Genomic DNA, 21,887 nt, shown 5'->3' on the forward strand with positions numbered 1-21,887 from the left:
TGTTAATTTCTTCAAAAGAAAGAAGAAGTATAATAATGTTGGTAAAAAATAAAAATAGAATAATATAACAAATACTACTTTTGTATCATAACAAATAAATTTAAAAATGTAGTATAATAAAATAAATTATACTACAATGGAATTCGTATATATATATTAAAAATGAACATTCATTTTTAATGACGGATATGATATAAATAATAAAATTTTATTAAATTATTTTTATGATACAAGGGGGCGATAATTATGCAATTAAAAGAAATAAATGAAAGCTGTAGTGTAGAATCTAAAATATTTGAAAAGATTATTTCAAAGATTTCATCAAAACTGATGAATCTTAATTTAGGAAGAGAATATTTAATTGAAAAAGCACTAGAAGATTTGGGAAAAGGTATGGAATCTTCTAGATCGTACATATTTTTGTTTAGAGATAATCTAAAGTATATGGATAATGTATATGAATGGTGCGATAAAGGTATTAGCTCTGAAAAAAACAATCTTCAAAATATGAGTACGGATATTTGTCCTTGGTGGATGGAAAATTTGAAAAAAAATGAAATGATTATTATTGAAGATATAAAAAAAATGCCTTTAGAAGCAGAAGTAGAAAAAGAAATTCTACTAGAACAAGGTATAAAATCTTTAATTGTTTTACCTATTTTTAATAAAGATATTTTAAGAGGATATATAGGATTAGATAATATATTTGAAAATAAAAAATGGAATAAAGAATGTCAATTGGTGTTGCGAATTACTTCTGAAATATTTTCAGGAGCTTTTTCAAGACTTGAAAATGAAGAAAAACTTCAAACTGCCAATGAAGAGTTAAGCAAGCATCAAAAGCATATACATAGTTTAAAAGCTCAAATTATTCAGCAAGAAGAAATGTTAAAGCTAAGTCAAAGTCAGGAACTGTTAAAACCAATAGGTTTAAATAAAGAAGATTTTAATGAAATTATAAAATATGTAATAGAGATATTAAGCTTTGATATGATGGTATTTGATGAAATACAACTAAATCTGTTAGAAAATTTACCTTATGTATTGTGTAATAAAATAGAGATCAGCCAAGTAATTATGAATATCCTTAAAAATTCTATCTATGAAATGAATAAGAAGAAAGAACTTTTAGGAGAAGAACAAAAAAATAGTAATATTTTAAGAATAGATACCTATAAGGAAAATGAATATCTAGTTTGTGAAATATCAGATAATGGAATGGGATTTTCTGATGAAGTAAAAGATAAATTATTTGAGCCATTCTTTACAACAAAAGGATTAGGAGAAGGAACAGGATTAGGACTTGCCATAGCTTATGATATTATTACAAATAAACATAAAGGAGAAGTACTAGCAAGTGAAAGTCAGTGGAATGGTGCTAAATTTAGTCTAAAATTACCTTTATAAAGAAGCAAGAAAGTAATAATAGCCAATATAAAAGACATGGTAAATATCATGTCTTTTTGAATATAGTAAATATATAATTAAATTTTAATAATTTAATTATATCTCATAAATATGAATAAAATGAAAAATATTGTAATTGTTGATATTAATTGCAGACATAAGTCTAACCATTGTATAATAATAGTCTAAATATATTTATTATATACTAAAGAAAGGATGTGTATATGAATTGATGAGAACAATAGATGTTTTTAGAAAGGAAAAGAAATATATTATATCTCAAATGACAGCTTGTAATTTGTACGAATTGTTGTCAAAAGTTCTCCATGAAGATGTACATAACTCTTCTTATGATGGATATATGGTAAGATCCTTATATTTTGATACAATAGATGATACAGATTATATGGACAAAGAGGAAGGATATGAATATCGTAAAAAAATTCGTTTGCGTATTTATTCACCAACCCAAGAAAATGCAAAATTGGAGATGAAAGAGAAAGTAGGAGATCATCAGAGGAAACGCTCACTTACTATTTCTAAGGAACATGCACTAGAATTAATAACGGGTAAATATGAATGCTTACTGTATTATAAAGATTCTTTTGCACAAGAGTTGTATTTTCTTATGATGAAAGAACTATATAGACCAAAATGTATTGTTGAGTACAAAAGAACTGCATTTTTTGTTCCAGAAAATGATATTCGTATCACGCTAGATGCATGTATCGAAGCTACAGAAATTAATTTTGACCTATTTCATACAAATATAAACTTATATCCTGTTAGCCATTTTGATAATGTAACATTAGAAGTAAAATATAATAGATTTTTATTAAGTTATGTTAAAGATTTGTTGTCTGCATGTAATAAAATATCCACTTCAAATAGCAAATATTTTTTAGCTAGAAGCATGAGTAAGGTTAATGGTATTTCCTTTTAACAATTATATAAAGGGTTATGTATAGAGGGTCAAAGTTTATAAAAAAGGAGGAAACTATGAAAGAAGAATTGTTTGACTATTTAGTTACAAATACTGGTGCATTAACATTACAGGATGTTGTATTGAGTTTTTTAGTGGCACTGGTTTTAGGTGTTGTTATATATATATCTTATTATTTTTCACACTCTGGGGAAGTATATAGTGCACGTTTTAATGTATCTTTAGTTATGCTTACCCTTATTACGACTTTGGTTATGAATATAATTGGAAATAATATTGCTTTATCATTGGGTATGGTAGGTGCTTTATCTATTGTTAGGTTTCGGACAGCTATTAAAGATCCAAGAGATACAGCTTATATTTTTTGGTGTATTGCTGTTGGGATATGTTGTGGTGTTTCAGATTTTATGATTGCAGGAGTAGGTACATCTATAATATTTTTATTCATGTTAATATTTGGAATAGTTAAAAATAATGATCGCTACTTATTGGTTATTCGAGGGAAATATGAATGTGCAGAATATATTGAAAAAATTGCAAATGACAAATATAAAGGAAAAGCTCGTTTAAGAGTAAAGAATACTTCAGCGGAAACAGTAGAATATATATTTGAGCTATCACAAGCAATGATTGATGCTGCAAATAAAAATGAAGAATGTATCTCAGATATACTTTATAAAAAAGAAGGTATTGTGAATGTAAATATTGTATGCCAAAATGATGAGATCAATAGATAAAGGATGGTGCTAATGGCAAATAGACGAATAATTAGTTTAATAGTAATTGTTCTAAGTCTTATCCTACCATTGAGTATAACAATTTATAACAACAAAAAAGCTGATCTAAAAATTAAAAATGTTTATAGAGAAGTATTGATGAGTGAAAAACAGAAAGATGATGCCCTTAAATATTTAAATGAAGATTTTACGTTAAAAAGTGATTTTTCTTCTCATTTACCAATAGTCATTATTGACACGAAAGGGATACACCCACCTATAAGTACAAAATTTAACCCTCAGAAACTAATACATGAACCAATTAAAGGTATCAAACCTTATATAGATGGAACTATAGAGGTGATAGATAATGGAGAGTTTAATCAAATAACAGATATTCCAGCAAATAAAAGTAAAATTAAAATAAAACGACGTGGTAATACATCAATGAATTATGCAAAGCCTCAATATTTAATAAAATTGGTAACGCAAACAGAACAAAAAAATGAACTATCATTACTAGATATGGGTAAAGATCATGAGTGGGTGCTTAATGGCACTATGACTGATAAAAGTATGATGAGAAATTATTTATCTTATAAAATTGCATCGCAGTTTATGATGTATACTCCAGATACAAAGTATTGTGAAGTAGTGACAAAAGAAAATGATATATATACTTATCAAGGGGTATATCTTTTAGGAGAAAGTATTAAGCAAGGACCAGATAGAGTGAATATTTCTAAATATAAGTCTACAAAGAGGTATAATAGTTATATTGTACGTAGAGATAGATATGATGAAGAAGGTATTATGTTAGACACATATGCTACTAAAAATAAGCTTAGTGAAGGATATCTTGGATTGATTTATCCTAGTAAGTATAATATAACTCCTCAAATGATAGATTATATTGAAAAAGATATTAGTAAAATAGAAAAAATATTATACGCTGATAAAAAAACGGAATTTTCCAATTACAACCAATACATTAATGTAGACTCTTTTGTAGATTATTTTTTGATCAATGAGTTTTTCGGAAATTATGATGCAGGTAATAATTCCACCTATATGTATAAAGATATAGGAGGAAAACTTTCTATAGGACCTGTATGGGATTATGATGGTGCAGTAGATAATTTTACTGAAGAACCTATGAAAATAGAAGTGATGGCATTTCAAACTGCCCCATGGTTTGATAGATTGACAAAAGACAAATCCTTTGTAGAAAAGCTTGAAAAGCGTTATTCACAATTGAGACGAACATACCTATCTGATGAAAATATTATGAATACTATAGAAGAAATTCAAAAATATCTTGGCCCAGCAAAAGAACGAGAATGGACTCGTTGGAATGAGCCTAGAAAACAGCAAGATCAGTATGCATTAAAAGCATATAAAGATGAAGATTATGACTTGATTTATCGTGAAATCTTAGATTATGACCATGAGATCTATAAGTTAAAAACCATATTAAGAAAACATGGAAAAATAATTCCCCAAAAATTAAAAGGATTAAAAGGAGAAACAATATGGGAAACAGATTGGAGTAGCAGAAAAGATTTAATATTACTATTGGTAATAGCAATATTTTTTGTTCCTCTTGTTTATATATCACGCATGTAAAGCAAATGATTATGCTTCTTTTTATGAAAGAAGAGTGAATTTTACATTTTCATAAGATTGATAAAAGTAGGAGGCAGATTATCAATATGAAAAAACACACAATGCTTATTATAATATTTTTGGTTATTTTCTCTATATTTTTCACGAATAATAAAGTTTTTGCAGAAAATATACCGCAAAAGCTTGGAGAAGTGAAATACTTTTTAAAAGGAATAAATACACCCTTTTGGATATGGTTTTTTAGAATAAGCTTTTTTGTGTGTATGTTAGGGATAATCATAAGTCTTTTTTATTATCAAAGAAAAGATTCATAATAATTATTATATGGGAGAAGATCAATGTTATTTTCAAGTATAGTTTTTTTATTTTATTTTTTACCTATTGTAATATTTGTTTATTATAGCTTAAGTTTTTCAAGATTATTACAAAACATTTGGCTTTTTATTTCTAGTATTTTATTTTATGCATGGGGAGAGCCAATTTATGTGTTGATTATGTTGTTTTCAATTTTATTCAATACATTGTTTGGTTTTTTAATTGAAAAAAATCGTGAAGAGAAAAAAACAGTCAAAATATTATTAGTTGTGGCTTGTTGTATGAATCTTGGTTTATTAGTTGTATTTAAGTACTTAAATTTTATAATAGAGAATGTAGAAAAAACACTTGGACAAGATTTGTTATCTACTGTAGAGATGTCTTTACCTATAGGTATTTCTTTTTTTACTTTTCAAGCATTATCTTATGTCATTGATGTTTATAGAGGGAAAACAAAAGTAGAAAAAAATCCATTTTACGTTGGATTATATATTTCATTTTTTCCTCAGTTAATTGCAGGACCTATTATTCAATACAACAATATTGTCAATCAAATTAGGAATCGTAAATCCAGTTGGAGAAAGTTTTCTGTAGGAGCATGTCGTTTTGTAACGGGATTAGGGAAAAAACTGTTATTGGCAAATAATTTTGCTATCATGGCAGATAACATCTTTAATTGGTCAACAATAGGTCAACAATCTTATGAAGTGCCGGTTATGCTTGCATGGCTAGGCGCAATTAGTTATACATTACAAATATTTTTCGACTTTTCTGCATATTCTGATATGGCAATTGGACTTGGATTGATGTTTGGGTTTAAGTTTGAGGAAAACTTTAATTATCCTTATATTTCAAAGTCTATGACAGAATTTTGGAGAAGATGGCACATTTCCTTATCTACTTGGTTTAGAGAATATGTGTATTTTCCTTTGGGAGGATCAAGAGTTAAAAGTAAAGATAAAGTGGTGAGAAATCTATTTGTTGTATGGATTTTAACAGGCATGTGGCATGGAGCAAATTGGACATTTTTATTTTGGGGAATGTGGAATTTTATATTTATACTAGCAGAACATTTTTTGCATTATCATAAAAATAATTCACACAAAATTTCAATGCATGTATATACCATGTTTATTGTAACTTGTGGGTGGGTACTTTTTAAAGCTACTGATTTATATCAAGCTGGAAGATATTTTATGAATATGTTTGGACTGAATAATAATGGATTTTATAGTGATTTGGCACTTGTATTTTTAAAAGAAAATATTTTGTGGTTTGTCTTAGGAATTATATTATGTACACCTATTGCAAGAAAGACCAATTTTTTATTAGCAGACCGTAAGATGTCTTTTATGGGAAGTATATACAATATTGCTTATCCGATTGCAATGACTATGCTATTTATTATATGTGTTGCATACTTAGCAAGAGGTACATACAATCCATTTATTTATTTTAATTTTTAAGATGTCAAAGGAGATACAGATATGAAACATTTTTTTATGAAAAAGTATATATTTTCAGGGATATTTCTTTTTATATTATTTGCTTTTGGCATTATGAATTTTATATATCAAATGGATAAAATGAATATAACTTTTGAGAAATATGGAAAAATAATAAATTTAGATGATATAAAAAAACTTATTAGTAAAGTAGAAGACACAGCCAATGATCAATTGTTGAGTAAGATGAGGTTTATTGAAATCTATGGATACCTTCAAAAACTGATGGGGAAAAATGAAATAAATAATTGGAGTTATGTAAAAGATCAAAATGGTTATATACACTATGGAAGCTTTTATCAAGAAGATGATAAAGAATTAAAGGAATATGCAAAACAAATACGAAGGTTAAAAGAAAATGTTCAAAGCAAAGGTACTAAAATTTTATTTATGAATCCACCAGGAAAATATGTTCCAGATATCTCTAAATTTAATAAAGGTATTCCTATTCGTGATACCAACCAAATACAAGATGAGTTTTTGCTTTATCTTCACAATAATGGGGTGGAGACATTAGATTTACGAAAACCAATATTAGAATCAGGACTTCCTTATGAAAAACTTTTTTATAAAACAGATCATCACTGGACTATTGAAGCATCTTTTTTGGCATTTTGTATTATAGTAGAGGATATGGAAAGTCGATATGGGATAGAGCTTGACCCTACTGGATTTTATCGTGATCTGAATAATTATCATATATATCAATATAAAAAAAGTATGCTTGGTTCTATGGGACGAAATGTAGGAATTAATTATAGTGATTTAGATGATTTTACATTGATTACACCTAAATTTGAAACAGATTTAATTTGGGAAGCAAAAGATCTTGATGGAGATAAAAAGTATAAAAAAGGTAGTTTTGAAGAGGCCATATTACAATTACAGCTTTTAGCTTCTTCTAATATTTATTCTATTTCTAAGTATGATACATATATTGAAACCATCAATCCATGGGATAAAATCACAAATAATAATAATCCCAATGGGCTTAAAATATTATGCATACGAGATTCTTATTTTTCACCAACACTTTCTTTTTTAGCACCTTTATGTAGTGAAATTCATATGATTTGGCCACTGGCTACTTCTAATGAGGTAAATATTGAAAAATATATAAATGAGAACTATTTTGATTACATATTTATAGAATTGTATCCTCATAACATTAAAAAGGAAGCATTTACTTTTTTTAAAATGAATAAAAAAATAAAATAGAGTAGTTGAAAATAGGGGGGATGAGTGGATGTATAAAAAAATAATAAATATTTTTCGTTGGATGATTCTTATATCTATTATTTTTTATGGATATAGAATGATTCACTTAAAAAATACAAGCAGTATGCCACAAGACACACCCGTTGAAATTTCTTTTTTAGCTCTTAAAGAAGATGCAGACTCTATTTTAATACAGCAAGGATTAGTGAATATATTGATCGATACAGGGGAAAAAAAAGATGCACAAAAGATTATAAATTATTTGCAAGAAAAAAAAGTATCTAATATAGAATATTTAATCTTAACACATCCAGATAAAGATCATATTGGATCAGGGATAGACATAATAAAGCATTTTGAAGTGAAAAATATTATTCAACCTTATTATCAGAAAAAAAATGAACGTCTTGAAAAATTGAATCAGGAAGCTAAAAGACAAGGTATTCCTATTATATATCCAACGTTAAATCGTAAATTTATAGTAGGTAATATGAAACTACTAGTATATCCACCTATGGAAACACACTATAAAAAAGATAATAACTATTCATTAGTTACATTAATAAAGCATGGTAAAGTAAAAATGCTATTTACAGGAGATGCAGAGAAAAAGAGACTTGAAGAAATGTTACTTATGAACTTGAAAAATATTGATCTTTTAAAAATCCCTCATCATGGTAGAGCAAATATTTACTCAGAACAATTTATTAAAGCTTTATCACCGACATATGGTGTAGTTACATCATATGATGCAGATGAAATTATTAAGAAAACCTGTAAAGAGATCAACACTAAGATTTTTTATACAGGGACAGGAGATAAGATTTTTAATAGTAATGGAGAGGTTTTAACTCATATTCCTATGCCAAATAGATAAATAAAAATAGGAGTATAAAATATTAAGGGGCGATATTTTAAAATGATAAAATTAAATGTAGGAAAATATAAAAATAGGACATGGCTAATACTTAATATTGTTTTAACTTGTATTTATCTATTTTGGAGAATTTTTTATACTATACCGACTGAATATGGTAGGGTATCACTTCTTGCAGGGATAGCTTTGATTGTTGTAGAGGTATTAGGTGCATTAGAAGCGGCTGTTCATTATTTTAATATGCACAAAATTGAAAATCCGCCTATTCCAGAGGCTCCTCTTGATATGTATCCTCATGTAGATATATTTATTGCAACATATACTGAACCAACGGATTTATTGTTTAAAACAGTAAATGGGTGTTTATATATGGATTATCCTGATAAAAGCAAAGTTCATATTTATTTATGTGATGATGGTAAAAGACCACAAGTAAGAGAACTTGCACAAGATATGGGGATCAATTATATAGATCGAGAAGATAATAAAGGAGCTAAAGCTGGAAATTTAAATAATGCTATGAGAGTAACATCATCTCCTTTGATTGTGACCTTTGATGCAGATATGATCCCAAAACATGATTTTTTAATGAAAACAGTACCGTATTTTATCGATGCAGAAATGAAAAACAAAAATCGTAAGGAAGAAGATAAAATTAAAATTGGATTTGTTCAAACACCACAAAGTTTTTATAATCCTGATTTATTTCAGTTTAACTTGTTTTCTGAAAATAGGATTCCAAATGAACAAGATTATTTTTATAAGGATATTCAAGTTTCAAGAAATAAAACAAATAGTGTGATTTATGGCGGATCAAATACTGTATTATCAAGGAATGCGTTACTAGATGTAGGAGGTTTTTTTACACAATCCATTACAGAAGATTTTGCAACAGGTATGTTGTTACAAAAAAAAGGATACATTTGTTATGCGATCAATGAAGTGTTAGCTTCAGGATTATCACCAACAGATTTAAAAAGCTTAATACAACAACGTATTCGTTGGGCAAGAGGTGTAATTACAACAGGAAGAAAAATGCATATTGTATGTACACCGCATTTAACATTAGGACAAAAGATTAATTATTTAGTTTCAATTTTGTATTGGTATGCACCAATAAAACGCCTAATATATATTATGTCACCTATTTTATTTGCTACTTTTGGATATGTTGTATTAAAATGTACTTTGTTAGAGGTATTAATATTTTGGCTACCTATGTATATAACTAGTAATATATCATTAAAAATGCTGAGTCAAAATATTCGTACTACAAAATGGACGAGTGTGTATGAAACACTTTTGTTTCCATTTATGTTATTTCCAATTCTTTTAGAGACTTTTGGTATAACCCTTAAAAAGTTTAAAGTTACGAAAAAAGGTGAAGTGGAAAATGAAAAAGGCAAAAATGTTGCATATATGATTCCTTTTTTACTATTGATTGTATTATCAGTCATAGGGATTATCAATTGCATACGCATTATTTTTGATAGTGGATCATTAAACCCAATAGTTGTTTTATTTTGGTTACTTATAAATTTATTTAATCTAGTCATGTCTCTTTTTTTTGTACAAGGAAGAGATCTTAGAAGAAAAAGTGAAAGAGTTCATGCACAAGTAGATTGTAAAATACAAGATAGATTTAAGATCTTTGTATGTAAAACCAAAGATTTTTCAGAAACAGGAATTTCAGTTTTATTAAGTGATCCTGTTAATATTGATGATGAGTATGATGTAGATATTGAACTTACAACAGACAGATATTACTCAAAAATGAAGGCAAGAATTGTTCATGTTGAAGAAATTAAAGCAGGTTGGAAATACGCATTTTATATAACGGATAAAGGAAATTATTATAAAGAATATCTACAAATATTATATGATAGAGTTCCTACATTGCCTTTAAATTTAGATGAGTCTCTTAGTAGCTTTGATGATTTGAGGTTAAATATTTCTAAAAGAACAAAGGAGACTTTCTACCATAATAGACGACTTCCAAGAATTAGTATGAATATAGATGTAGCGACTAAAAAAGGTGATTTTGCTCATATTGTAAATTACAACTATAAATACGTTGCATTAAAGATAAAAGATCAACCTGAAAAAATATGTTTAATACCAATAGATGGACTAAAATTTAATTGTAGATATGAAAGGATCATAAGAGAAAATATTAAACTATATATAATTGAAAATTATGATGAAATCCATACAAATGATGAAAAACAAAAATTGTTAGAAGAATGGATTGAAGAAGTTAGAAGTTTAAAATTAGAGAAAAAGGAGCCTAACAATGATACAAAAGTACCTAAGACAGATGAACTCAAGGAAATGGATTTTGTCTAAATTATATTGTATAATTGTTGCTGTTTTAATTTTATCTATTATTTTATTTATCTATACTTATAATCAATCAGAAGCGATTCGATTTGTAAAAAAAATGAAGGTAGGTTGGAATCTTGGAAACTCTTTAGATGTACATAAAACTGGCATTAGAAATGGTGATCCCAAAATGTATGAGACTTTTTGGGGCAATCCTGTTACTACAAAGGAAATTATAGATGAGATTAAATCTAGTGGATTTAATACCATCAGAATTCCTGTTACATGGTATGAACATATGGATGAAGAAGGTATAATTGATTCAAATTGGATGGATAGAGTACAAGAAGTTGTCGATTATGTAATAGACAATGATATGTATGCAATTATTAATATTCATCATGATCCATGGTTTATACCAACTTATGAGAATCAAAAGAACGTAAAGAAAATTCTATGTTCAACATGGAAACAAATAGCACAAAAATTTAAAGATTATGATAATCATTTAATATTTGAAGCGATGAATGAGCCAAGATTGATAGATACTGAGTTTGAGTGGAATGCTGGAACTAAAGAAGCAAGAAAAGTACTAAATTATTTAAATGAGTCTTTTGTAGAAACAATACGATCAGCTCCAAACCAAAATAAAAAACGTTATTTAATGATAGCACCATATTGTAATTCATCTGATCAAGAAGCTTTAGAGGATTTTATACTACCTAATGATAAACGTATCATTGTATCTATTCATGAATATGTTCCCTATGAATTTGTAATGAAAAAAGATGGTACAAGAATGTGGAGCAAAGAAAATACAAAAGATATAGATGAGGTTATGAATAACCTTTATGATTATTTTATTTCTAAACGAATACCCGTAATTATTAGTGAATTTGGCGCTGTGAATAAAAATAATCTCAAAGCTCGGTTAGAATGGGTAAAATATTATGTAACTGCTGCAAAAGAAAAAAATATTATGTATATTTGGTGGGATGAGGGAAGTAGCAAAGACAAAAAAGGAAGATATGAGTTGTTTGATCGTCATCATTTAAAATGGGAATATCCTCAAATTGTTCAGATATTAGTTCAATAAATATAGTAAAAAAACATATCAAAAAAGCAGAAATGGAGTTGGGTTTTATGAAAGTAGCTGTGATTGCAGGAACATTGGTAGATACAAAAATGGGAGTAGATTTTTTAAAAGAGTATGGACTTGATGCTGGATTTTTTCCGATTTCTAAAAACCCAAAGGAACAATCTACACTTCAAATACTTTCACAACAACAATTGCAGGATATAGTTCAAAATATGGTTCGAAAAATAAAGGAACAAGGATATGAAAAAATAATAATTTATTGTAATTCTCTAAGTTGTGCGATTGATATGAATTATATTCAAAATGAAGAAAATATAAGAATGATTACTCCATTAGAAGTATATAAAGAAATAGCAGTAAAATATAAAAATATTGCTGTAATAGCAGCAAATAATCAAAGTTGTGCTGGAATAGAAAATTCAATTCAAAAAAAGAATATAGAGTGTAATATCATTGGATTAGGAAATCTAAAATTAGTAGAAGCAATTGAAGAAAAACGAAGTCCACAAAAATTGATTGAAGACTTTAAATTAGATCAATTATTAGATTATTTTAGGAGTGTAGAGGCAGAGGCATTGATTTTAGGGTGTACTCATTTTTCTTATTTAAAAGAAAGTTTAGAGGAATTACAAAAGATACATATAATAGACCCATCATATAGGATGTATGAAATATTGAATCAGTGAATTAAAATATTTAGTTATGTCAGTTGCATGTATTATGCAATATGTCTAAAGTATAAATGAATTAGGGAAATGCAGAAGGGGGAGAAACTATGAAAATTATTAAAGTAAGAAATTATGAAGAAATGAGTGATATAGCTGCTGAGTATGTAACTACATTGATAAAAGAAAAGCCAGATACTGTCTTAGGGCTTGCTACAGGATCAACGCCTATAGGATTATATAAAAGGCTAATAAAAGATCATAATGAAAATAAAACTAGCTATGAAAATATAAAAACCTTTAATCTTGATGAATATATAGGATTAGATAAGAATAATTCACAAAGTTATCATTATTTTATGCATGAACATCTATTTAAAAATATTAATATAAATAAAAAAAATATATATATTCCTAATGGTTTTGCAAAAGATATAAATAAAGAATGTATAGAATACAATGAAAAATTAAAAAATAATGTGATACATCTTCAAATATTAGGAATTGGATCCAATGGACATATAGGTTTTAATGAACCAGGAACTTCTTTTTCTTCAGAGGTACATGTTGTAAAATTAGATGAAAATACAAGAAAAGCAAATTCTAGATTTTTTAATCAAATAAATGAAGTTCCAACTTATTCTATTACGATGGGGATAAAAAATATTATGGAGGCGAAACAGATCATACTTCTTGCTTCTGGTAATCAAAAGGCAAACGCAATTTATGATACAATACATGGAGAAGTTACAGAAAATGTACCTGCTAGCATATTAAGAACACATCCAAATATTATTGTAATAGTAGATGAAGAAGCAAGTAGTTTGGTGTAATTGAGTATAAAAATAGAATTGATTCTAGAAAAATTAAATGATAAGGAAGAAGTTTTTAGGGATATTATAAAGGGTTTTGTGAATTTAGAGATAGTAGATTTATGGAAAATGATGGATGAAAGGAAAGATAAAGATGATATCTAGTTAAATATCATAATTTAAAATAGAAAAGATAAATAATATGATAATCTGATATTCATAGATCAATAACAAAGGAGTAGGACGATTTGCCTACTTCTTTGTTGTATACAGAACAAATGTTTGAACATTTTTAGAAAAATGGTATAATACAGTTGTTCTATGATAACATAGATAAAAGGATAAGAATTTTTAAGTAGCAGGAGGAATTAGATGAAAAAGAAAAATGGGTATGGGAATGAGAGTCTTTCAACACTAGAGGAAAAGGATAAAGTAAGACTTCGCCCAGGGGTGATCTTTGGAAGTGATGGGATCGAAGGGTGTCAACATACATTAATGGAGATTGTAGGAAATAGCAGGGATGAAGCTGTAGAAGGCTTTGGAAAACTTATAGAGGTAAAGAGATTTAAAGATCAATCTATAGAGGTAACAGATTTTGGTCGTGGGATTCCTATTGAGTGGAATGAAAAGGAACAAAAGTATAATTGGGAGATTGTATTTTGTATTCTTTATGGAGGCGGCAAGTATGATAACAATGGATCAAGCAACTATCAATTTAGTATAGGTCTAAATGGATTAGGAACAGCTGCAACTCAGTTTGCTTCTGAGTATATGGATGTGACAGTCTTTAGAGATGATTATAGATATGACCTTTCCTTTAGAGGAGGGCAAAATGTATTAAAAAGTAATTGTGGCTATAAAAAAACTTCTTGTGAAAAGGGAAGGACAGGAACTACTATTCGTTGGAAGCCAGATCTTAAGGTTTTTAATGATATTTATATTCCTTTAAATTTTTTTCAAGAGGTTTTAAAAAGACAAGCGATTGTCAATAAGGGGATTACTTTTACTTTATATGATGAAGAATTTGATGAAACCTTTACATATTTTTATGAAAAAGGTATTTGTGATTATTTAGAAGAAGTAGGTAAAGATACAGCTTTTACAGATCTAGCTTATTTTGAACTAGATACAAAGGGAAAAGATCGTGAAGATAAGCCAGAGTATAGAGTAAAGCTTGAAATTGCCTTTTGCTTTAATAATGAAGTAAGCTTACTTGAGTATTATCACAATTCTTCTTTTTTAGAGCATGGTGGATCACCAGATAAAGCGGTAAAAAATGCTTTTGTCTATGCTATAGATAAAGAACTTAGTAAGTTGGGGAAGTACAATAAGGGAGAAAAAAAGATTACTTTTCAAGATATTGAGGATAGTTTAGTACTTGTAACCAATACCTATAGTACTATGACCTCTTATGAAAATCAGACGAAAAAGGCTATTACCAATATATTTATTAAAGATGAGATGAATGATTTTCTAAAGGAAAAGCTTGAGATTTATTTTATAGAAAATAAGCTAGAAGGACAAAAGATTTTAGAGCAGGTATTGGTCAATAAGAGAAGTCGAGAAAAGGCAGAGAAGACTCGTATTGATGTAAGAAAGCAATTGAGTAAAAAAATTGATAATATTAGTAATAGAGTCAAAAAATTTGTAGATTGTAGAAGCAAGGATAAAAGTATCAGAGAGCTTTTTATAGTAGAGGGAGATTCTGCTCTTGGAAGTACAAAAATGGGACGAGATGCAAATTTTCAAGCGATTATGCCCATTCGAGGAAAGATATTAAATTGTTTAAAGAGTGACTATGATAAAATTTTTAAAAATGATATTATTATGGATCTACTTAGGGTTATTGGATGTGGTGTTGAGGTAAAATCTAAGCATCTAAAGGATTTGGCAGATTTTCATATAGAGAATATGACATGGAACAAACTTATCATTTGTACAGATGCAGATGTGGATGGGTATCAAATTAGATGTCTAATTATTACTATGCTTTATGTATTGGTGCCTACTGTGATTGAAGAGGGATATGTATATATTGCAGAGTCTCCTCTTTATGAGATTGTTGATGGAAAAGGCAATAGTCATTTTGCCTATAAAGAGGACGAAAAGAAAAAAATAACTAAAGCTTTAAGAGGAAAATATCGTATTCAAAGATCAAAAGGGTTGGGTGAAAATGAGCCTGATATGATGTGGAAGACTACTATGTGTCCAGATACGAGACGTTTAGTGAAAGTAACTCCAGCTGATGCACAGGAAACAAAAGAGGCATTTGAATTGTTTTTAGGGGATAATCTTAAGGGAAGAAAGCAGTTTATTGAAGAATATGGATATGAATACTTAGATAGATCTGATGTGAGCTAGGAAAGGAAGAGACCATGAGTAATATAAAGAATATAAATGTGATTGATACAATAAAAAGCAATTATATGCCATATTCGATGTCAGTAATTGTATCAAGAGCATTGCCAGAAATTGATGGACTAAAACCATCTCATAGAAAACTTTTATACACTATGTATAAGATGGGACTTTTAAAGGGACAAAAGACAAAGTGTGCAAATATTGTAGGACAAACTATGAGACTCAATCCTCATGGAGATATGGCTATTTATCAGACTATGGTTAGACTCACTAGGGGAAATGAATCTTTATTACTTCCTTATATAGATAGTAAAGGAAACTTTGGGAAAAATTATTCGAGGGATATGGCATTTGCAGCTCCTAGATATACAGAGGCAAAGCTAGATGAGATTTGTGAAGAATTTTTTCGTGATATAGGAAAAAATACAGTAGATTTCGTGCCAAATTATGATAATACTATGGACGAGCCTACACTTTTTCCGACTACTTTTCCAAATATTTTAGTCAATCCCAATTTAGGGATTGCAGTTGGAATGGCAAGTAATATCTGTAGTTTTAATTTGGGAGAGATTTGTGAGAGTACGATTGCTCTTATGGAAGATGAAGATGCAGATCTTTTAAAAACTTTAAAAGCACCTGATTTTCCTACTGGTGGAGAGCTTATTTATAATCAAACGGATATTAATAAGATTTATGAAGAGGGTAGAGGAACTTTTTATCTAAGAGGAACTTATCGATACGATAAAAAAAATAGATGTATTGATATTTTACAGATTCCTTATACTACAAATATAGAGACTATTATAGATCAGATTACAGAGCTTATAAAGTCAGGGAAAACTAGAGAAATTACAGATATAAGAGATGAAACAGATAAAGAAGGTCTAAAAATTACTCTAGACATTAAGCGAGGTACACAAGTAGAACAGCTTATGGCAAAAATTTATAAGTATACAAAGCTACAAGATAGCTTTAGTTGTAATTTCAATATAATAATAGAAGGATATCCAAAGGTGTTGGGAGTTCGTAATATTTTACTTGAGTGGATTCGTTTTAGGATAGCTTGTATTAAGAGAGGTTTAATGTATGAGCATGAGCAAAAATTGGGTAAACTTCATTTGTTAAAAGGTTTAGAGAAAATATTACTAGATTTAGACCATGCTATAAAGATTGTGAGAGAGACTAAAAAGGATAAGGATGTTATTCCAAATCTTATGGAAGGCTTTTCGGTAGATAAAGATCAAGCAGAATTTATTGCAGAGATTAAGCTAAGAAATTTTAATCAAGAGTATATCTTAGGAAAGACAAAGGATATTGAAAAATTAGAAAAAGAAATAAATGATATACAAAGTAGCCTAGAGAGTGAGAAAAAGATTAAAAAAGTTATTAAAAAAGAGCTGTTATTAGTTACAAAAAGATATTCTAAAAACAGACATACAAAGATTATACAACAGCATCATATAGAAGAGATTACACATGAGGATTTAATAGAGGATTATGAACTAAAGCTGTTTCGTACGCAGGATGGCTATCTAAAGAAGATTTCTATGGCGAGCCTTAGGGGAAATAGTGAACAAAAGTTAAAGGATGAAGATGTAGTGCTACAAGAGATAGAGACTACGAACAAGTCAGAAATCTTATTCTTTAGCGATCAACATAAGGTATACAAGAAAAAAACTTATGAATTATCAGATTGTAAAAGTAGTAGTTTAGGGGATTATTTGAAAAATATATTAGGATGTCAAGAGAATGAAAAGATTATCTATATGGTAGTTACAAAGGAGTATGGTGGGTATATGCTTTTCTTCTTTAGAAATGGAAAGTGTGCAAAAATTCCACTTTCAAATTATGAGACAAAGACCAATAGAAGTCAATTGGTGAATGCGTATGCAAATTCTGAGGAATTGGTTCATTTGATGTATATAGAAAAAGAACTAGATTTAGTAGCAAAAACTAAAAAAGGAAAGTTAAAAAGATTTCATACAAATACAATAGAGATAAAAAATAATCGAAAATCTCAAGGGGTAGAGGTATTAGCTTTAAAGAAAGGAGATACATTAGTTGAGATTGAAAGAAAAAAGATGAGTAAATAACTCATCTTTTTTCTTTATACAAAAATGTAGAGATGAGCAAAATTACTCATCTCTTTTGATTTCAAACCATACAGTGGTTCCTTTGTCTAATTGGCTATTTATACCATAGCTAAATTTATGAGCTTCTAAAATATTTTTGACAATAGACATTCCAAGACCCGTGCCAGTATGATCTCTTTTTCTAGATTTATCTACTTTATAGAATCTATCCCATATATAGGGCAGGTCTTCTTTTGGAATTCCTTTTCCATGATCAATGATTTCGATTCTAGTTGCATCATTTGTAGAAACATTAATGGTTATTTGACTATTTTCATAGGAATGATGGATTGCATTATTGATTAAATTCACAAATACTTGATAGAGTTTAGAAAAGTCAGCATATATCATTGTATCTTTATTATCTATCTCCATGACTAATTTTATATTTTGTTGAGCAGCAAAGAAATCTAGTTTTTCTATTACGTTTTGAATAAATTTTTTAATCGGAAACTCAGAATAATCGAGATTGGTATAACCTGCTTCCATTTTAGATAAGATAAGAATATCTTCCACCATAGTGTTGAGTCTCTTTGATTCATCTACAATAACCTCAAGATTTTCATTTCTAGTTTCTTGATTATCTATATCCATGATTAGTTCTGCATAAGCTCGAATTAAGCTAATAGGAGTTTTAAGTTCATGGGATACATTGGCTATAAATTCTTTTCTAAAGTTTTCGATTTTTCCTAATTGAATAGCCAAGTCATTGATAGTATCCCCTAACATGCCTATCTCATCTTTAGAATTCAAATGTAGACGAGCAGTAAAATCACCTTTTGAGATTTTTTTTGAGATGGTTGTAATTTGTAAGATTGGTTTTGTAAAATGTTTTGCAAATAATAAAGCTAAAAGAGTTCCTATAATAAGGGAGATCAATGTAATAATAGATAATTGTTTTTTTAAAATAGATGATGTTTCTTGAATCGGTGCTAAAGCAGAGGTTAGTATAATATGTCCTACAATATTTTCATTTCTTTCAATAGGAACTTTTATAATAAGTAAAGAACGATTCCTTGAATCTTTTTTTTCTACAAAGGTTTTAGCTTGTAAGTTTGCAAAAGACTCTCTAAGAGGATGAAGAGAAAAAAAAGGAATTCTCTTAGAGAAAAGTTGCTCTTTGGAAGGAAATAAAAGTCTTTGGTTTGTATCTACAATCATAATAGAGATATGAAAAGAAAAAGTAGATCCCAAAGAATTGATCTCCTCTATAATATCTTGAGAGATAGAAGGAAAATCATTAGATTCTTCTATGAGAGAGGCTATTTTTTGACCCTCATTTAGAAGTAAATTTTTTCTTTCATTTATATAAAATTTTTCTAAGAACATAATTTGAAATAGCCAAATGATTAGAAGAATAATTAATACTAAAGAAGTGATTCCTAACCATAGTTTGCTTAATATACTTTTCATGTGTCTTATTCTCCTGCTTTTAATTTGTAGCCTGTACCCCAGACTGTATGGATATATGTCTTGTATTTTCCCAATTTCTCTCTAAGTTGTTTGATATGTGTATCTATTGTTCGCATATCTCCTATGAAATCATAACCCCATACCTTATTTAAAAGTTGATCTCTGGAGAAAACTCTTTCTGGATTTTGTGCAAAGAAATATAAAAGATCAAATTCTTTAGGGGTTAGAGTAATTTCTTGATCATCTAAATATACTTGCTTACTAAGAGGCCTAATTTCCATGTTTTTTATTTTTATATTTTGTTCATTTGTTAAAGAATCTATGTTACTTCTTTTTAAGAGTGCTTTTATTCGAGCTACCATTTCTTTTGGACTAAAGGGTTTTGTAATATAATCATCTATTCCAAGTTCAAATCCAAATAGTTTATCGTACTCTTCACTTCTAGCTGTGAGCATAATAATAGGAATAGAAGATTCTTCACGGATTTTTCGACATACAGTCCAACCATCTATTTTAGGGATCATAACATCTAATAATATAAGAGAAAAGTCATGATTTTCTAGTTGGTATAAAGCTTCTTTTCCATCCTTTGCTTCTTGAACTTGATATCCTTCTTTTTCTAAATAGATCTTAATAACTTGACGCATTTTAGGTTCATCATCTACTACAAGGATTTTTATATTATGCATACCATTCCTCCTATGCAGGTAAAATCATATATTTTCTAAGTTTATCATAGCATAATTTTTTAAAAAAAGGGGCAGGATTCTATGAAAGTTCAATATTTTAACAAAAATTAATCACAAAATCTTCACAAAAAAACTTTCAAGTTTTCAACACAAAATCCTCACAAAGTTTTTCTATAATATAATCGTTAAAGAAAAACAAAATTGAAAGGGGAAGTGAAAATGAATAAAAAAATGAAGAAGGTAGTTACAGGAGCATTAATTGGTACTATGACATTATCAATGGCAGGAATGACTTTTGCAGATACTCAAGCAAAGATTAAAGAAAGATCAGTGAATAAAGTAAAGTTTACCCAGGAACAAATGAGAGAGAAAGTAAACGAAGTATTTGATGAAGCCATTTCAAAAGAAATTATTACACAACAGCAAAAAGATCAGTTATTAGAAAATTGCGTAATGAGTAGATCAGAAGAATTTGAAAAAGAAAATAGAGCATCTAAAGAAAAGAAAGAAGAGATGAAAAACTTATCTCAAGAAGAAAGACAAGAAAAGATGAAAGAAAGATTAGCACAAGCAGTAGAGAGTGGAAAAATGACACAAGAGCAAGCAGATAAAATATTAGAAAATGGGCCAAAAGAAATTGAAAAAGGAAATAGAACATCTAAAGAAAAGAAAGAAGAGATGAAAAACCTATCTCAAGAAGAAAGACAAGAAAAGATGAAAGAAAGATTAGCACAAGCAATAGAGAGTGGAAAAATGACACAAGAACAAGCAGATAAAATGTTAGAAAATAAAGAAGCTGGTAAAAAGATAGGAATGAAAAAAGTTCCACAAAACAGAATGTTACAAGTAGGTGTAGAAAGAGGGATTATTACACAAGAGCAAGCTGATGAAATTACAAAAATATTTATAGAACAAAGATAAATACAAAAGGACTTTGGATTTTCCAAAGTCCTTTTGTATTACTTTTAGAAAATAATTTTTTAAGAAGTGATTCTGAGTATTTTAAATTGGGATATAGTGAAAATATTAATATAACTAAAAATCAAAAAAGGTTGTAGAATAGGTAAAATCTATAGATTGAAATAAAAAAATATTTAGACTTTTCTAACAAGTTCGTTGACGAAGAAGATAGAGAGTGCTATGATAAAAATGGAATAAATGATTTGTTAGGAGGTGTTCCTATGGCAGATAAAACTTTAGTTTGTCAAGACTGTGGAAGAGAGTTTGTTTTTACTGAAGGAGAACAAGAATTTTTTAAAGAAAAAGGCTTTGAAAGCGAACCCAAAAGATGTATAGGATGCAGAAAATCAAGAAGAGAAGAAAAAGGATCTAAAAAATAGAGATCATAGCTTGTAGACAAAATCATAAAATTTGTAAACTCATGGTGCCAACGAAATTTTTTTCATTTCATTTAAGATTTTCGTTCATCAAAAAAGTCACTAAATTCTCAATAATTGTTCCTTATTTTTATGATTTTACTAAAATATAGTCCGTGAGCAGTCTGACTGCCTAGTATATTAGGCAGTTTTTTTAGTTTTTATAATAAAACATTAAAAAAACTATTGACCATAATAGAAATATATGATATATTACTATTCGTGCCTGACACAAAAGAAATAAAAAATGTTGACAGGTACAAAAAAATATGTTAGAGTATTAAACGTTGTCGCTACAAAATAAAATAAAAAAAATAGTTGACAACAAGAAACAAAAATGATAAGATATTTAAGTCGCTAAAACAACAGTGACTTTTAAAAAAGAGATTGACCTTTGAAAACTAAACAGCA

At 28.4% G+C, this 21,887-nt stretch carries 18 protein-coding genes; 16 read left to right on the forward strand and 2 right to left on the reverse strand.

The window, feature by feature from the left end; translation table 11 throughout:
* Positions 1-246: 246 nt before the first annotated feature.
* From EK368_RS04100 to EK368_RS04160, 14 genes are all read left to right on the forward strand, one after another.
* Entirely contained in the window at positions 247-1,407 is a 1,161-nt protein-coding gene (locus EK368_RS04100) for a GAF domain-containing sensor histidine kinase (RefSeq protein ID WP_129596693.1), read from the forward strand.
* A gap of 232 nt (positions 1,408-1,639) precedes the next feature.
* Positions 1,640-2,350 carry a polyphosphate polymerase domain-containing protein gene (locus tag EK368_RS04105; protein ID WP_129596726.1) on the forward strand — a complete coding sequence of 237 codons (711 nt, stop codon included), beginning with the start codon at positions 1,640-1,642 and terminating at the stop codon, positions 2,348-2,350.
* Between the two features lie 56 nt (positions 2,351-2,406).
* Complete coding sequence (locus EK368_RS04110) at positions 2,407-3,087, forward strand: DUF4956 domain-containing protein (protein ID WP_129596695.1); 681 nt, start codon at positions 2,407-2,409, stop codon at positions 3,085-3,087.
* A 12-nt stretch (positions 3,088-3,099) separates the two neighbouring features.
* The gene (locus tag EK368_RS04115; RefSeq protein ID WP_165000316.1) at positions 3,100-4,692 is read left to right on the forward strand and encodes a CotH kinase family protein; all 1,593 of its coding nucleotides are present in this window, start codon (positions 3,100-3,102) and stop codon (positions 4,690-4,692) included.
* Between the two features lie 338 nt (positions 4,693-5,030).
* Entirely contained in the window at positions 5,031-6,473 is a 1,443-nt protein-coding gene (locus tag EK368_RS04120) for an MBOAT family O-acyltransferase (protein WP_129596699.1), read from the forward strand.
* Between the two features lie 21 nt (positions 6,474-6,494).
* Positions 6,495-7,730: an alginate O-acetyltransferase AlgX-related protein gene (locus EK368_RS04125; RefSeq protein ID WP_129596701.1), complete on the forward strand. Its 1,236-nt coding sequence runs from the start codon at positions 6,495-6,497 to the stop codon at positions 7,728-7,730.
* A gap of 28 nt (positions 7,731-7,758) precedes the next feature.
* Positions 7,759-8,607, forward strand: a complete 849-nt coding sequence (locus EK368_RS04130; protein ID WP_129596702.1) for an MBL fold metallo-hydrolase — start codon at positions 7,759-7,761, stop codon at positions 8,605-8,607.
* Between the two features lie 42 nt (positions 8,608-8,649).
* Positions 8,650-10,953 carry a glycosyltransferase family 2 protein gene (locus EK368_RS04135; protein WP_129596704.1) on the forward strand — a complete coding sequence of 768 codons (2,304 nt, stop codon included), beginning with the start codon at positions 8,650-8,652 and terminating at the stop codon, positions 10,951-10,953.
* Positions 10,901-12,025: a glycoside hydrolase family 5 protein gene (locus EK368_RS04140; protein ID WP_129596706.1), complete on the forward strand. Its 1,125-nt coding sequence runs from the start codon at positions 10,901-10,903 to the stop codon at positions 12,023-12,025. Before EK368_RS04135 ends, EK368_RS04140 begins: the two co-directional genes overlap by 53 nt.
* 47 nt (positions 12,026-12,072) lie before the next feature.
* Positions 12,073-12,714 (forward strand): aspartate/glutamate racemase family protein, encoded by a 642-nt coding sequence (locus EK368_RS04145; protein ID WP_129596708.1) that lies wholly within the window; start codon positions 12,073-12,075, stop codon positions 12,712-12,714.
* Positions 12,715-12,803: 89 nt separating this feature from the next.
* Positions 12,804-13,526 (forward strand): glucosamine-6-phosphate deaminase, encoded by a 723-nt coding sequence (gene nagB, locus EK368_RS04150; protein ID WP_129596710.1) that lies wholly within the window; start codon positions 12,804-12,806, stop codon positions 13,524-13,526.
* Positions 13,527-13,670 carry a hypothetical protein gene (locus tag EK368_RS14800; protein WP_165000317.1) on the forward strand — a complete coding sequence of 48 codons (144 nt, stop codon included), beginning with the start codon at positions 13,527-13,529 and terminating at the stop codon, positions 13,668-13,670.
* Positions 13,671-13,877: 207 nt separating this feature from the next.
* Positions 13,878-15,866 carry a toprim domain-containing protein gene (locus EK368_RS04155; RefSeq protein ID WP_129596712.1) on the forward strand — a complete coding sequence of 663 codons (1,989 nt, stop codon included), beginning with the start codon at positions 13,878-13,880 and terminating at the stop codon, positions 15,864-15,866.
* 14 nt (positions 15,867-15,880) lie between these two features.
* The gene (locus EK368_RS04160; protein ID WP_129596714.1) at positions 15,881-17,959 is read left to right on the forward strand and encodes a DNA gyrase/topoisomerase IV subunit A; all 2,079 of its coding nucleotides are present in this window, start codon (positions 15,881-15,883) and stop codon (positions 17,957-17,959) included.
* Between the two features lie 42 nt (positions 17,960-18,001).
* On the opposite strand, the gene EK368_RS04165 is transcribed toward EK368_RS04160, so the two are convergent.
* Positions 18,002-19,411 (reverse strand): sensor histidine kinase, encoded by a 1,410-nt coding sequence (locus tag EK368_RS04165; RefSeq protein WP_129596716.1) that lies wholly within the window; start codon positions 19,409-19,411, stop codon positions 18,002-18,004.
* Positions 19,412-19,416: 5 nt separating this feature from the next.
* On the reverse strand, positions 19,417-20,100 hold the full coding sequence (locus EK368_RS04170; protein WP_129596718.1) for a response regulator transcription factor: 684 nt from the start codon (positions 20,098-20,100) through the stop codon (positions 19,417-19,419).
* Positions 20,101-20,319: 219 nt separating this feature from the next.
* Here EK368_RS04170 and EK368_RS04175 point away from each other — a divergent pair, with 219 nt between their 5' ends.
* Together EK368_RS04175 and EK368_RS04180 are read left to right on the forward strand one after the other, a co-directional pair.
* The gene (locus EK368_RS04175) at positions 20,320-21,021 is read left to right on the forward strand and encodes a hypothetical protein (protein ID WP_129596720.1); all 702 of its coding nucleotides are present in this window, start codon (positions 20,320-20,322) and stop codon (positions 21,019-21,021) included.
* Positions 21,022-21,281: 260 nt separating this feature from the next.
* Positions 21,282-21,440 carry a zinc-ribbon domain-containing protein gene (locus tag EK368_RS04180; RefSeq protein WP_129596722.1) on the forward strand — a complete coding sequence of 53 codons (159 nt, stop codon included), beginning with the start codon at positions 21,282-21,284 and terminating at the stop codon, positions 21,438-21,440.
* The last annotated feature ends 447 nt before the right edge of the window (positions 21,441-21,887 follow it).

The sequence above is a fragment of the Anaerophilus nitritigenes genome (assembly GCF_004138215.1).
Classification (GTDB): Bacteria; Bacillota; Clostridia; order Peptostreptococcales; family Thermotaleaceae; genus Anaerophilus; species Anaerophilus nitritogenes.

Coding starts and splice junctions, on each gene's coding strand:
- EK368_RS04180 (WP_129596722.1), top strand. CDS start 21,282: ATGGCAGATAAAACTTTAGTTTGTCAAGACTGTGGAAGAGAGTTTGTT.
- EK368_RS04145 (WP_129596708.1), top strand. CDS start 12,073: ATGAAAGTAGCTGTGATTGCAGGAACATTGGTAGATACAAAAATGGGA.
- EK368_RS04125 (WP_129596701.1), top strand. CDS start 6,495: ATGAAACATTTTTTTATGAAAAAGTATATATTTTCAGGGATATTTCTT.
- EK368_RS04165 (WP_129596716.1), bottom strand. CDS start 19,411: ATGAAAAGTATATTAAGCAAACTATGGTTAGGAATCACTTCTTTAGTA.
- EK368_RS04120 (WP_129596699.1), top strand. CDS start 5,031: ATGTTATTTTCAAGTATAGTTTTTTTATTTTATTTTTTACCTATTGTA.
- EK368_RS04140 (WP_129596706.1), top strand. CDS start 10,901: ATGATACAAAAGTACCTAAGACAGATGAACTCAAGGAAATGGATTTTG.
- EK368_RS04175 (WP_129596720.1), top strand. CDS start 20,320: ATGAATAAAAAAATGAAGAAGGTAGTTACAGGAGCATTAATTGGTACT.
- EK368_RS04170 (WP_129596718.1), bottom strand. CDS start 20,100: ATGCATAATATAAAAATCCTTGTAGTAGATGATGAACCTAAAATGCGT.
- EK368_RS04115 (WP_165000316.1), top strand. CDS start 3,100: ATGGCAAATAGACGAATAATTAGTTTAATAGTAATTGTTCTAAGTCTT.
- EK368_RS04130 (WP_129596702.1), top strand. CDS start 7,759: ATGTATAAAAAAATAATAAATATTTTTCGTTGGATGATTCTTATATCT.
- nagB (WP_129596710.1), top strand. CDS start 12,804: ATGAAAATTATTAAAGTAAGAAATTATGAAGAAATGAGTGATATAGCT.
- EK368_RS04105 (WP_129596726.1), top strand. CDS start 1,640: ATGAGAACAATAGATGTTTTTAGAAAGGAAAAGAAATATATTATATCT.
- EK368_RS04110 (WP_129596695.1), top strand. CDS start 2,407: ATGAAAGAAGAATTGTTTGACTATTTAGTTACAAATACTGGTGCATTA.
- EK368_RS04155 (WP_129596712.1), top strand. CDS start 13,878: ATGAAAAAGAAAAATGGGTATGGGAATGAGAGTCTTTCAACACTAGAG.
- EK368_RS04100 (WP_129596693.1), top strand. CDS start 247: ATGCAATTAAAAGAAATAAATGAAAGCTGTAGTGTAGAATCTAAAATA.
- EK368_RS04160 (WP_129596714.1), top strand. CDS start 15,881: ATGAGTAATATAAAGAATATAAATGTGATTGATACAATAAAAAGCAAT.
- EK368_RS04135 (WP_129596704.1), top strand. CDS start 8,650: ATGATAAAATTAAATGTAGGAAAATATAAAAATAGGACATGGCTAATA.